The organism is Kitasatospora sp. NPDC048545, from assembly GCF_040651155.1.
Lineage (GTDB): Bacteria > Actinomycetota > Actinomycetes > Streptomycetales > Streptomycetaceae > Kitasatospora.
In genome coordinates this window covers 36,910-49,932 of record NZ_JBEZIQ010000068.1, presented here as the reverse complement: position 1 = coordinate 49,932, position 13,023 = coordinate 36,910, and the positions used below count along the sequence as shown (strand labels likewise).

At 75.1% G+C, this 13,023-nt stretch carries 8 protein-coding genes; 5 read left to right on the top strand and 3 right to left on the bottom strand.

All coding sequences use genetic code 11. From position 1 onward, the window contains the following. The 3 genes from AB0D10_RS39680 to AB0D10_RS39670 all read right to left on the bottom strand — a co-directional run. A partial coding sequence (locus AB0D10_RS39680; protein ID WP_360265784.1) for a SulP family inorganic anion transporter occupies window positions 1-753 on the bottom strand: 753 nt, incomplete at its 3' end. A 65-nt stretch (window positions 754-818) separates the two neighbouring features. Beyond that, complete coding sequence (locus tag AB0D10_RS39675; RefSeq protein WP_360265781.1) at window positions 819-3,563, bottom strand: HAD-IC family P-type ATPase; 2,745 nt, start codon at window positions 3,561-3,563, stop codon at window positions 819-821. Window positions 3,564-3,713: 150 nt separating this feature from the next. After that, window positions 3,714-4,661 carry a polyphosphate kinase 2 family protein gene (locus tag AB0D10_RS39670; protein ID WP_360265778.1) on the bottom strand — a complete coding sequence of 316 codons (948 nt, stop codon included), beginning with the start codon at window positions 4,659-4,661 and terminating at the stop codon, window positions 3,714-3,716. A gap of 257 nt (window positions 4,662-4,918) precedes the next feature. On the opposite strand from AB0D10_RS39670, the gene AB0D10_RS39665 reads away from it, so the two are divergent. From AB0D10_RS39665 to AB0D10_RS39645, 5 genes are all read left to right on the top strand, one after another. Beyond that, a complete protein-coding gene (locus AB0D10_RS39665) occupies window positions 4,919-5,410 on the top strand; it encodes a DUF1269 domain-containing protein (RefSeq protein ID WP_360265775.1) in 492 nt (163 codons plus the stop codon). 705 nt (window positions 5,411-6,115) lie between these two features. Next, a complete protein-coding gene (gene lanKC / locus AB0D10_RS39660; protein ID WP_360265772.1) occupies window positions 6,116-8,689 on the top strand; it encodes a class III lanthionine synthetase LanKC in 2,574 nt (857 codons plus the stop codon). Between the two features lie 205 nt (window positions 8,690-8,894). Then, entirely contained in the window at window positions 8,895-9,020 is a 126-nt protein-coding gene (locus AB0D10_RS39655) for a SapB/AmfS family lanthipeptide (protein WP_350522840.1), read from the top strand. Window positions 9,021-9,199: 179 nt separating this feature from the next. Further along, the gene (locus AB0D10_RS39650) at window positions 9,200-11,047 is read left to right on the top strand and encodes an ABC transporter ATP-binding protein (RefSeq protein WP_360265769.1); all 1,848 of its coding nucleotides are present in this window, start codon (window positions 9,200-9,202) and stop codon (window positions 11,045-11,047) included. Window positions 11,048-11,245: 198 nt separating this feature from the next. Next, on the top strand, window positions 11,246-13,000 hold the full coding sequence (locus tag AB0D10_RS39645; RefSeq protein WP_360265766.1) for an ATP-binding cassette domain-containing protein: 1,755 nt from the start codon (window positions 11,246-11,248) through the stop codon (window positions 12,998-13,000). The last annotated feature ends 23 nt before the right edge of the window (window positions 13,001-13,023 follow it).

The window sequence follows — 13,023 nt, the reverse complement described above, 5'->3', positions numbered from 1 at the left end:
CGGCATCAGCAGCCGGTTCAGCTCGGTCAGGTCGGGCAGCGCGGGGCGGGGCAGTCCGGCCGGAATGTCGCCGATCACCGCGAGGCCGTGGTCCTGGAGCGAGAACGCCGCCGAGATCGCGGTGCCGAGCACGAGGGCCAGCAGCGGGCCGGGCAGGCGAGGGAGGAAGCGGGCCACCAGGAGGAGGAAGAGCAGGGTCGCGACGCTGAAGGCGACCGTCGGCAGGTGCGCCTCGGTGATGTCCGACGCGAACGACACCAGCTGCGGGAAGAAGCCCTCCCCCCGGACGTCGATCCCGGTGAGCTTGGACAGCTGGTCCACGATCATGATCAGTGCCACGCCGGCGAGGTAGCCGATCAGCACCGGCCGGGAGAGCAGATCGGCGACGAAGCCCAGCCTGGCCAGCCAGGCGAGCACGCACAGCACGCCGACCACCACCGCCAGGCTCGCGGCCAGGCTCGCGTAGCGGCCGGTGTCGCCGCCGGCGAGCGGCCCGACCACGGTCGCGGTCATCAGCGCCGTGGTCGACTCGGGCCCGACCGACAGCAGGCGGGACGAGCCGACGAGGGCGTAGAGGACGATCGCGGGCAGGATGGCCCACAGTCCGGTCACCGGCGGCAGGCCCGCCACGCTCCCGTACGCCATGACCTGGGGCACCAGGTAGGCGACCACGGTGGCACCGGCCAGCAGGTCGCCGCGCAGCCAGTCCCGCCGGTAGCCGCGCAGCACCGCGAGCCCCGGCAGGGCCGGCACGAAACGGTGCCGGCCGCCGGTGCCACGGACGGCGCCGGGCTCCGGCGGGGGATCCGGGAGCGCCGTCACGGACGGTCGGCGGTCGCCGCGGCGCCGTCGGCGGCCGGCGACCGGCGGGCCAGGGCCTTGCCCAGCTCCCACAGCAGCAGGAGCGCGACGGCGGCCAGCACGGCCCAGCCGAACTGCCGGGCGCTGATGTCGGTGGTGCCGAGGAGGCGGTGGAACGCGTCCATCTGGGTGACCAGCACCGCGAGGACGAACTCGCCGAGGGCCGCCCGGTTCATCTGCTTGCTGTCGAAGGTCCGGACGGTCAGCGCCGTGCCGCGCTCGCTGCGGCATTCGAAGGCCGCCACGATCAGGCAGAGCGCGAAGGCGGTGAACGCGATCGAGTTGCCGACGGCCGCGCTGTGGTAGTGCGCCTCGCCGAGCTTGGTCAGCCCGAGCAGGGCGACCGTGACGGCCAGCCCGGCGAGCCCGACGGTGACCATGACGGGCTTGGTCAGCACCGTCTCCCCGCGCGGGCGCGGGGTGCGCCGCATCAGGCCGGGGCTCTCCTGGTCGAACCCCAGGGCGAAGCCGAACGGGGCGTTGACCACGAAGTGCACCCACAGGACCTGCGCCGGGGTGAACGGCTCACCGGCGGCGATGTTCAGGAGCGCCGCCCCGAGGAACGTCAGCACGAACGTCACCAGCAGCACCAGGACGAACCGGATGTACTTGGTGAGGTTGTCGTAGAGCTTCCGGCCCTCCTCCACGGCGTAGACGATGGTGGCGAAGTTGTCGTCGGCGAGGACCATACGACTGGCGTTCTTCGCCGCGTCGGTGCCGCTGCCCATCGCGATGCCGATGTCGGCGGCCTTGATGGCCGGGGCGTCGTTGACGCCGTCGCCGGTCATCGCGACCACGTCGCCCTTCTTCTTCAGGGTGTCGGCGAGCAGCACCTTGTGCTCGGGGGCGACCCGGCCGACCACGCCGATGCCGTCGATCCGGGCCAGCCGCTCGTGCTCCGGCAGGGCGGCGAAGTCGGCGCCGAGGACGGCCTCGCCGTCGATGCCGAGCTGCCGGGCGATGGCCGCACCGGTGGTGACGTCGTCGCCGGTCACCATCCGGACCCGGATGTGGGCGGCCTGCGCGCTGGCGACCGCGGCCCGGGACTCCTCCCGCGGCGGGTCGACCATGCCCACCAGGCTGGTCACCCGCAGGTCCCGCACGAGCGCCAACAGGTCGCCGTCCGGGTCGAATTCCGCCGGGTCGAGGTCGCGGACGGCCCCGGCCATCACCCGCAGTCCTTCGCCGCCCATCCGCTCGGCCTGCGCTTGGGCGCGCCCGCTGAGGTCCGCGTCCCAGGGGACGACCGCGCCGTCCGCGACGGCGGCGCCGGCGCGGGACGTCACCGCGGGGGCGGCGCCCTTCACGAAGCACCGCACCACCGGCCGGCCGTCGGCGTCCTTCGCCTCGTTGAACGTGGCCATCAGCTTGTAGGTGGGGTCGAACGGCAGGGTGGCGAGCCGGGGGAAGCGCTCCCGGGTGGCCTCGATGTCCAGCCCGGCCTTGTGGCCGAGGACGAGCAGGGCGCCCTCGGTCGGGTCGCCGACGACCTCGCCGTCGACCAGCTTGGCGTCGTTGGCGACCAGGTAGGGCAGGACGGCCTCCTCGATGCTCGCGGCGGAGCCCACGGCGTGGTGGATCCGCCCGTCGAGCCGGTAGCCGGTGCCGGAGACGGTGTAGCGGTCGGTGGGGCTCAGCACCTCCACGACCGTCATCTGGTTCATCGTCAGGGTGCCGGTCTTGTCCGAGTTGATGGCCGAGGTGAAGCCGAGCGTCTCGACGGACGGCAGTTCCTTCACGATCGCGTTCCGTTTGGCCAGGTTGAGGCTGCCGACGGACAGGATCACCTGACTGACCGTCGGCAGCGCCTCGGGGATGGCCGCGATGGCCAGCGAGACCGCGCTGACGAAGAGGGCGTCCCAGGCCTGGTCGCGGCTGCGGCCCAGCACGAACATCACCACCATGGTCAGACCGGCCGCCGACGCGATCCACAGCGTCAGCGTGTCGAGCTCCTTGGTGAGCGGCGACTGCTCCTTCTCGGTCGCCGACAGCATCCCGGAGATCTTGCCCAGTTCGGTCCCGGCGCCCGTCCCGGTGATGACGAGCAGTCCGCTGCCGTGGGTGACCGGGGTGTCCATGAACGCCATGTCGGTCTGGTCGCCCGGGGACAGCGGCCCGGCCGGCAGGGTGGCGACGTCCTTGGCGGCGGGGACGCTCTCGCCGGTCAGCGCCGACTCGTCGATCTGCAGCGCGCTGGCCTCGACGATCCGCCCGTCCGCCGGGACCTCGTCGCCCGCCCGGACGAGCACCACGTCGCCCACGACCAGCTGTTCGGCCGGGATCTCCGCCTCCGTGCCGTCCCTCCGCACCCGCGCGGTGGTCTTCATCATCGACCTGAGCGCGTTCATCGCGCTCTCGGCCTTGCCCTCCTGGCGCAGGCCGATTACCGCGTTGAAGAGGGTCAGGACGATCAGCAGGACCGCGGTGGTCCACTCCTTGATCGCCAGCGACACCACCGCCGCGGCCACCAGGATGATCTGCATGTAGCTGCGGTACTGGTCGAGGAAGCGCAGCCAGTCCGGCCTCGCCTTCTCCTCCGGCAGCGCGTTCGGCCCGCGCGCGGCGAGCAGTTCGGCCGCCCGGGCCGAGCTCAGCCCGGTCGCCGGGTCCACCCCGAGCGCGGCCGCGACCTCCCGGGGAGAACGCGCGTACCAGGGGTCAGGGGGCTCCTGCGGTCCCGGCAGGTCGGCCTGCTCCGACATCTTCACTCCTCAACGTCCGGGAACTCAACGTCCGGGAACGGGCCGGTGGGGTCCGGGAACGGGCCGGTGGGGTCCGGGAAGGCGCCGGCGGGGTCCGGGAAGGCGCCGGCGGGACTCGCGCCGGTGCGGTCCCGGGGGGCCCGCGGTGCGTCAGTCGGTCCGGTGCTTCGTCGCGTAGGGGTCGCGCGCGGCTCCCCTGGGGGCCTCCCGCTCCAGGCGGCGCTTGGCGGCGAGGAGGTCCTTCCGGACCGCGTCGTCGACCTCGGGGTACTGCGGATCGATGCCGATCAGGGTGTGCGCGAGCACCGCCGCCGCGCAGATCCGCGCGAACCACTTCCGGTCGGCCGGCACCACGTACCAGGGCGCCCACGGCGTGCTCGTCGCCGACAGCATGTCGGAGAACGCCTCCTGGTAGTCGTCCCACCGCTCGCGCTCGTGGATGTCGGCCGCGGAGAACTTCCAGTTCTTCTCCGGCAGGTCGATCCGCTTCAGGAACCTGGTGCGCTGCGCCTCCTTGGAGAGGTTCAGGAAGACCTTCACCACCTTGATCCCGTTGTCGGTGAGGTAGCGCTCCCAGTCGTTGATCTCCCGGTAGCGGCGGTGCCAGACCTTGGCGCCCTTCGCCTCCTCGGGCAGCTTCTGCCGGTCCAGGTTCTCCGGGTGGACCCGGACCACCAGGACCTCCTCGTAGTGCGAGCGGTTGAAGATCCCGATCTCGCCGCGCGAGGGGAGCCGCTGCGCGTACCGCCACAGGTAGTCGTGGTCGAGCTCCTCCGCGGACGGCACCTTGAAGCCGCTCACGTGGACGCCCTGCGGGTTGACCCCGCTCATGACGTGCCGGATCGTCCCGTCCTTGCCGCCGGCGTCGAGCGCCTGGAGGCAGAGCAGCACCCCGTAGGTGTCCTGGGCGGCCAGCCGCGCCTGGTACTCCGACAGCAGCGAGACGCCGGTGCGCAGCAGTTCGACTCCGTCGCGCTTCTTCATGCCCGCCTTGTACCGGGGGTCGAAGTCCTCCGCGAGGTCCACCCGCGATCCCGGTTCCACCCGCAGCGGCTTGACGAACTTCGCGATGCGCTTGGCCGTCCGTCGATCCGACATCGCCTTACCACGTCCTCTCCCGGAGGGTGCTACGTGCCACGCTGTGGCAGGCGGGTGACCGCGGCAATCCGGCGGCGTCCTTCCGGGTCCGCCGGGCCGGCCGTGCGACGGCCCGGGCGCGGAGGTGCGCGACGGCTGTCCGGTGGAGCGGCCCCTCGGCGGCGCGGGGTCGCTCCACCGGAGCCGGTGTGTGGCGGGGTCCGGGGTCCGGGCCGACGATGGGGCTGCCGTGCATTCCCCTGCGATCGGAGGCCGTGATGGCGACCCTGACGGTATGGCGCTTCCCCACCGCGACCGGGGCCGACGAGGCCCTCGACACGCTGAAGAAGCTGCAGCGCCAGGAGCTGATCAAGGTCCAGGACGGCGCCGTGGTCGCCTGGCCGGACGGCGCCAAGAAGCCCAGGACCCGCCACCTGAGCGACATGACCGGCATGGGGGCGCTGGGCGGCGCCTTCTGGGGCTTCCTGCTCGGGCTGGTCTTCTTCGTGCCGGTCCTCGGCGCGGCGGTGGGTGCGGCCGGCGGCGCCCTCGGGGGCCACCTCGCGCACCTGGGACTCGACGAGGACTTCGTCAAGCGGCTGCGGGAGAAGGTGACGCCCGGCACCTCCGCGCTGTTCGTCCTCAGCACGGACGCCGTGCTCGACGCCGTCCGGTCCGCGTTCGGGGGCCTGCACGCCGAACTCCTGGAGACGAACCTCTCCGAGGAGGAGGAAGCCCGGCTGCGGGAGGCGTTCACCGAGGGCGAGTGAGGTCCCGGCCCACCAGGGGCGGGTGAACTCCCGGCCCACGGGGGCCGGCGTCCGGTCCGGGCGGCGGGCACGCCGCCCGGACCGCGTCCGCGCCGTCACCCCCGGCCCGCCGTGGGTGACGGACGATCCGTTCGTACCCCGGTCGCACGGGACGGGCCGTCCCCCCGCGCGCGCCGTCGGGCGGACCGGACGCGCCGACGGTTGCGCCGCGAGCGCGCCGGGAGGGATCCGGCCATGACCGGAAATCCGGAGCGGTCGTACGCCGCCGAACCGACCGCACCTTCCGGGTGAAGATCACGCCGCGGGTGCCGGCCGGACCGGTCCGGCGGACCGGCGGCCGGCCCGGCGCGGCGGTGCGCCGGCCTGGCCGCGCGACCTGCGATCACGTCGCGCGGCCCCGCGCGATCCCACCACGGGACGCAGTCGCCCCTGCACCCGGAGCGATCACCGCTGGTGGGGGCCCATGCCAATCGTCCCGACCAATATCCCGATGGGATATTCAGCCAAACATCCTGGATCTACTGGCGTCCGCCGGAGCGCTGACCGCAGACTCTCCCCGGGCCGCTCACCAGCCGCCCCGGTCTCCCACCCGAGGCCTCCACAGCTGCGATCCCCCTCTCCCAGGTTTCTCCCCGGCCCAGTGGTGCCGTACGCCCGGACGACGGCGTGCGGTCGACGCTGCTCGACGCCCCCTGGAGGATTCCGATGGACATGCGCTACGAGGCGTACTCCTACGCCGATCCGCTCTTCTACGACTCTCCGGTCCGCTGGGCCACCCTCGACGAGTTCCCCGCCGCCGTCGAGCCGGCGCCGTCCGGCTGGACGCGCAACACCCGCGAGGTGTGGGTGGGCTTCCAACCCGTCGACCTCCGGCTGCCCGAACAGGGCTGGAAGATCCACGTCTCGGCGCGCATGGACAACGCCCCGCGGATCCTGGACCTCGTACGGGCCCACTGCTTCGAGCACCGCGTCCCGTTCAAGTTCCTGCGCAGCCCGGCGCTGGTCCAGACGCAGAACGCCAAGTACGCCCCGCGCGGCTCCAGCGGCAAGTTCATGACGCTCTACCCGGTCGGCGACGACGCGCTGGAGCGATGTCTCACCGACCTCGACGCCGCCCTCGACGGCGAACCCGGACCGTACGTCCTCAGCGACCTCCGCTGGCGGGACGGGCCGCTCTACCTGCGCTACGGCGGGTTCGTCGAACAGTTCTGTCGCACCGAGACCGGCGAACTGGTCCTCGCCTTCCGCGAGCCCTCCGGCGCGCTGCGCCCCGACGTCCGCCGCGCCGTCTTCGAGGTCCCCGAGTGGGCACCGGTGCCCGCCGTCCTCGCCCCGGCCCTGGCCGACCCGGCGCGGACCGGACCGGGCGACTTCCCCTACACGGTGGAACGGGCCCTGCACTTCTCCAACGGCGGCGGCATCTACCTCGGCCGCCCCGAGGGCGGCGGACCCCAGGTCGTGCTGAAAGAGGCCCGGCCCTACGCCGGCCTGGACCAGCGCGGCGAGGACGCCGTCCGGCGCCTCGGCCGGGAACACGAGGTCCTGCAGCACCTGCGCGGCCTCGACGCCGTCCCGCAGGCCCTCGGGTACCTCACCTCCTGGGAACACCACTTCCTGGTCCAGGAGTACGTCGAGGGCGAACCGCTGCACCGCTGGTTCGGGTTGAACTACCCGCTGGTCCACCCGCACACCGACACCGCGGCCGTCGACGACTACCGCACCAAGGCGCTGCGCATCCTCGACGGCATCACCGAGGGCCTGCGCGCGATCCACGACCGCGGCATCGTGTTCGGCGACCTCCACCCGCGCAACCTGATCGTCCGGCCGGACGGCGGCGTCACCTTCGTCGACTTCGAACTCGCCTCACCCGTCGACGAGTTCCTCAGGCCCGCACTCGGCGCGGCCGGATTCGCCGCCCCGCCCGGACTGACCGGATTCGCCGTCGACGACCACGCACTGGCCGCCATCCGGCTCTGGCTCTTCCTGCCGCTGATGCCGCTGACCGTCCTCAGCCCCGGCAAGGCGGGCTCACTCGTCCGGGCCGCCCGGCAGCGGTTCGGGCTCTCCCCGCAACTGCTGCCCGACCCGCCGGCCCCCTCGGCCCCGGACGCCGCCGGCACGCCGTACCGGTCCTTCGAGGACCTGCTGGACGGCGAGCCCGCCAGTTGGCCGCGCCTGCGCCGGGAGCTCACCGCCGCCATCACGGCCACCGCCACCCCGGACCGCACCGACCGGCTCTTCCCCGGCGACCCCGGCCAGTTCACCCACGACGGACTCGGCCTGTCCTACGGCGCGGCCGGCGTGCTCTGGGCCCTGCACACCACCGGCGCCGAGATCGACCCCGACCACGTCCGCTGGCTCACCGAAGCGGTGAACCGCGAACCCTGCCGGTCCGGCCTGTTCCTCGGCGGCCACGGCGTCGCCTACGTCCTCGACCTGCTCGGCCGCCGCACCGAGGCACTGGACCTGCTGGAACGGCTCGGCAAGGACGACCCCGACGGCCTCGGCACCGACCTGGCCGGCGGACTGGCCGGCGTCGGCCTGACCCTGCACCACTTCGCCCGCACCACCGGCAACAAGGCCATGTTCGACGCCGCCGTGGACGCCGCCCGGCGCACCGTGCTCAAACTCGGCCTCCACCTGCCGGACGACACCGGCGCCCCGGCCGGGGCCCGCACCGGGCTGATGCACGGCCCCACCGGAGCCGCCCTGCTCCTGCTGCGCCTCTACGAGGACACCGGTGACACCGGGCTGCTCGACCTCGCCCGGCGGGCCCTCGACCTCGACCTGGACCGCTGCGTCCTCGCCGAGGACGGCACCCTCCAGGTCGACGACGGAACCCGGGTGCTGCCCTACCTGGAGTCCGGCAGCGCCGGCATCGCGGCCGTCCTCCACGAATACCTGCGGCACCGCCCGGACGCCGCGCTCACCGAACGGCTGGAGCAGATCCGCGGCGCCGCAGAGCCCGAATTCATCGTCCAGTCGGGCCTGTTCAACGGACGGGCCGGTCTGATCGCCCTGCTCCGCCAGGCCCGGGACGGGGACACCGCGCGCCCGGACGCGATCCGCCGCCACGTCCGGCGGCTCGCCTGGCACGCCATCCCCCACCAGGGCCACCTCGCCTTCCCCGGCGAGCAGTTGCTGCGCCTCTCGATGGACCTGGCCACCGGCAGCGCCGGCGTGCTGACCGCACTCGGAGCGGTGTACGCGGACACGCCCGCGATGCCGTTCTGGCCCTCGCCGGCGGCCCCGGACGGGCCCCGCGAGAACCGCGCCTGACCGCACCCGCGGCCCGGCCGACCCGACCACCCCGGCGATCCGGCCGGCCCGCCACGCCGCGCGTGCGCACCCGCCCTGGACCGTCCCACCCCCGGCACGCCGAGCGCGACCACCGGCCGGCTGCCCACCCCCGCGGCGACACCCGCCGCCCACGAGTTCCGGCTACTGCCGGAAGCACGGCACCACAACCTGATGGGAGTTCACCATGTCGATCCTGAACCTGCAGGCCCTGGAGACCGTCGAGGAGACCGTCGAGTACCGCTCGGTCCTCAGCTCGCTGAGCGCCGTCAACTGCACCAACAGCACGGTCAGCACCCTGCTCTGCCTCTGAGCAACCACCGGCCGCGGGCACGTCCCGCGGCCGGTGTCCGAGGCCGGCCGTCCCCGTGGGTCCGGGGCCGGCCGGCCGAGGACGACGCCGGGCCCCGGTCCCACGGCCGGGGCCCGGTACCCGTTCCAGGCCCGGTCCCGGCACCCGCTCCGGGCGAGGCACCCGTCCGGAGGTCACCCGTGCCGACCGAACCCTCCCCGTCCGCGGCACTGCGCACGGACCCCGCCCGCCCGGCGCCCGCGCCGACACCCGCGACGACCGCCGCCCCGCCGAAGGACCTGCCGAACGACCTGCCGAGCGGGCCCCCGGCCGAGCCCGCCCCTCCCCGGCGAGCACGGCGGCAACCGCTCGGACTGCGGCAGGTACTCGGCCTCACCCGCGGCCGGGCAGCCGTCATGGCCCTCGCCGTCACCACCAGCACGGGCGCCGCCCTGGCCCTCCCGGCCGTCCTCGCCCGCGCCGTCGACGCCGCCCTGGCCGGCGCCGGCACCCGGGGCGTCCTGCCGCTGGCCGGCACCCTCGCCCTGCTGGCCGGCTCCGAGGCCGTCGGCCAGTACGCCGGCCCCGGGATCTCCACCGACGCCACCGCGCGACTGCGCGAACGGGCGATCCACGGGGTGCTGGCCGGCAGCCCGCTCGGAGCGCACCGCCTCCCGGTCGGGGACGTCGCGGCGCGACTGACCGCGAGCGCCCCGCAGGCCGCCCTCGCCGCTCCCGCCGTGGTCTACTCCGCGTCCCAACTCGCCATGGCCGCCGCGGCCCTCGTCGCACTGGCCGTCCTCGCACCGACCGCCGCGCTCGCCTTCCTCGGCACCGCCCCGCTCGGCTACGCGGCGATCCGGCGCCAACTGCGCCGCACCGCCCGGCTCGGCGAGGACTACCAGCGGACCCAGGCCGACATCGCGACCCGGCTGCTCGACGCCGTCTCCGGCAGCCGCAGCATCGCCGCCGCCCGCGCCGTGGACCGCGAGGCCGCCCGCGTGCTGCGGCCCGTCCCCGCACTGTCCCGGCACGGCCGGGAACTCTGGGACAGCCAGCGCCGGATCGCCTGGTGCTCCGCCCTGCTCGCCCCTGCGACCCAGCTCGCCGTCCTGGCGGCCGCCGGCACGGCGGTGGCCACCCACACGCTGTCCGTCGGCGGGCTGCTGGCCGTGCTCGGCTACACCGGCATCGGCCTCGGCGGCTTCGGCGCCGCCCAGAGCCTGCTCGACGTCTCCCGGGCCCGCGCGGGAACCGCCCGGCTCACCGAGCTGCTCGACGCACCGGAGCGGCCCGTCGGCACCCGTCCGCTCCCGCCCGCCCGCCCCGGCGCCGGGAGCCTGGACCTGCGCGGGGTGGTCGTCGGCGGGCCCGGCGGCCCCGTGCTCGACCGGCTCGATCTGACGGTCCCCGGCGGGACGTGGACCGCCGTGGTCGGCGCCGACGACGCCGCCACCTCGGCGCTCGCCGCCGTCGCCGCCGGCCTGCTCGACCCGGACGAGGGGGCGGTGCTGCTCGACGGCGTCCCGCTCGGCGCGGTCCGCCCGGAGGAGCTGCGCACCGCCGTCGCCTGCGCCTTCGCCGATCCGGCCCTGCCCGGCCGGACGGTCCTCGACGCCATCGGCCTGGGCCTGGCCCCCGGCCCGGACGAGCGCGTCCACCGCGCCGCCCGGGCGGCGCGGGCCGACGCGTTCGTCCGCCGCCTCCCCGACGGCTACCGCACCCCGATGGACCGGGCCCCGTTCTCCGGCGGGGAACGCCAACGGCTCGGCATCGCCCGGGCGCTGGCCCGCGACGCCCGGCTGCTCGTCCTGGACGACGCGACCTCCTCCCTGGACGCGGCCACCGAGAACCGGGTGCTGCACGCCCTGCGCGAAGCGGCCGGCCACCGCACCCGGCTGGTGGTCACCCGACGCGCCGCGGTGGCCGCCCACGCCGACACAGTGGCCTGGCTCTGCGAGGGCCGCGTCCGCGCGCTGGCCACCCACGAGGAACTCTGCGCCGTCCCCGCCTACCGGGCCCTGTTCGGGGGCGGACCGCAGGACTGACCCCGCCCGGCCCCGCCCGGCCCGGTCCACCCGCGCGGGCCGTCACCCGCCGGTCCTCACCCGTGAAAGGCGGCTGCGATGTCTCCCTCCCGCACGGACCGGCCGGACCGGCCGCATCCACCGGACCGGGCACGCCCGCCGGACCGGCCCCGTCCGCCGGGCGGGGCGGACCGACCGGGCCGGGCGGGCCTGCGGCTGTTGCGCTCGGCACTCGCCCACAGCCGGCCGGCGGTGCTCCGGCTCCTCACCTGGTCACTGCTCTCCGCGGCGCCCGCCCTGGTGTCCGGCAAGGCGCTCGCCCTGGCCGTCGACCGCGGTTTCCTCGCCGGTCGGCCCGCCCAGGCGGCGGGCTGGCTCGCCCTGTTCGCCGCGGTCTCGGTGGCCGGCGCCTGGGCGTCCAGGCAGACGTACCCGTGGCTGGCCGAGGTCGTCGAACCGATGCGCGACCGGCTGCTGGGCCGGGTGGTGACCGGCATGGTCCACGGCGCCGCCTCCGCCCGCGGCCGGACGGACGGTTCGGGCGCGGTCGCGGTCGCCCGGCTCACCCGTCAGGTCGAGGCGGTCCGGGACACCGTCGCGGGACAGCTGCTGGTGGTGTCCCACTTCGCGTTGACCGCCGTCGCCGTCGTGGCCGGCAGCGCGGCCCTCGCCCCGGCCGCCGCCCTGCTGATCGCCGGCCCGCTGCTGCTGTCGCTCCTCGCGTTCGCGGCCCTCGCACCGGCCACCGTCCGCCGCCAGCGGGAGGCCTTCGCGGCCGAGGAGGAACTGGCGCGGTCCTGCGCCGACGTCCTGCAGGCCCTGCGCGACCTGGTCGCGTGCGGCGCCCGGGACGAGGCCCAGCGCGAGGTGCTGGCCACCGTCGCGGCGAACGAGGCGGCCGGACGGTCCCTCGCCCGGCTCGCCGGCGCGCGGCGGCTGATCGTGTCCGCGGGCGCGCACCTCCCGCTGCTGCTGGTCGTCCTGGCCGCCCCCACCCTGGTCGGCCGGGGGATGACGCCCGGCGCCGTGGTCGGCGTGCTGGCATATCTGACGGGCACCCTGGAACCCGCCCTGCGGCTGCTGGTGCAGGGCGCGGGCGCCTCCTGGCTCCGGCTGGCGGTGGCCGCCGACCGCCTCGCCACCACCGGCGGCCACCCCGACGACGGCGCCCCGGGGGCCGCCGAGGCCGGGACGGCGATGCCCGTCGACCACCCCGACGACGCGGCCGCCCGCCCCGCCGACGGTTCCGTCGAACTGACCGGTGTCTCCTTCGCCTACGGCGCCGCCGCGGACCCGGTCCTCGACGGCTTCGACCTCGCGGTGCACGACGGCGAACACCTCGCCGTCGTCGGCCCGTCGGGCATCGGGAAGTCCACGCTCGCCGACATCCTGGCCGGCGTGGTGGCCCCGGACCGCGGCCGGGTGCTGCTCGGCGGGATCGCGCCCGCCCGGCTGACCGGACCGGACCTCGCCCGCGCCCGGGTCCTGCTCCCCCAGGACCCGTACGTCTTCACCGGGACGGTCGCGGAGAACCTCCGGTGGCTGGCCCCGCACGCCTCGACAGCCGCCGTCCTGACGGCCGCGGACGCCGTCGGAGCGCGGTCCCTGGTGGAACGGCTCGGCGGACCGGGCGGGCACGTCACCCCGGCCGCCCTGTCGGCCGGCGAACGGCAGCTGATCGCCCTGGCCCGCGCCCACCTCTGCGACGCACGGCTCGTCATCCTCGACGAGGCGACCCGTCACCTCGACGCGGCCGCGGAACTCCGGGTGGACCGGGCCTTCCGCGACCGGCCCGGCACGGTCGTCACCATCACGCACCGGATCGGCCCGGCCCGCCGCGCGGACCGGGTCCTGTTCCTGGACGGGGCGCAGCCCCTGCTGGGAACGCACCGCAGCCTGCTGGCCGAGGTGCCGGCCTACCGCCGGCTGACCGGCGAACCTGAGCCCGGTGGCGCCACGAAGCCCTCACCGTGAAGAAATTGACGAACAGTCAGACT

Bases quoted from the DNA above. Each gene is read 5' to 3' on its own strand.
- AB0D10_RS39675 (WP_360265781.1), bottom strand. From the start codon at position 3,563: ATGTCGGAGCAGGCCGACCTGCCGGGACCGCAGGAGCCCCCTGACCCC.
- AB0D10_RS39670 (WP_360265778.1), bottom strand. From the start codon at position 4,661: ATGTCGGATCGACGGACGGCCAAGCGCATCGCGAAGTTCGTCAAGCCG.
- AB0D10_RS39665 (WP_360265775.1), top strand. From the start codon at position 4,919: ATGGCGACCCTGACGGTATGGCGCTTCCCCACCGCGACCGGGGCCGAC.
- lanKC (WP_360265772.1), top strand. From the start codon at position 6,116: ATGGACATGCGCTACGAGGCGTACTCCTACGCCGATCCGCTCTTCTAC.
- AB0D10_RS39655 (WP_350522840.1), top strand. From the start codon at position 8,895: ATGTCGATCCTGAACCTGCAGGCCCTGGAGACCGTCGAGGAGACCGTC.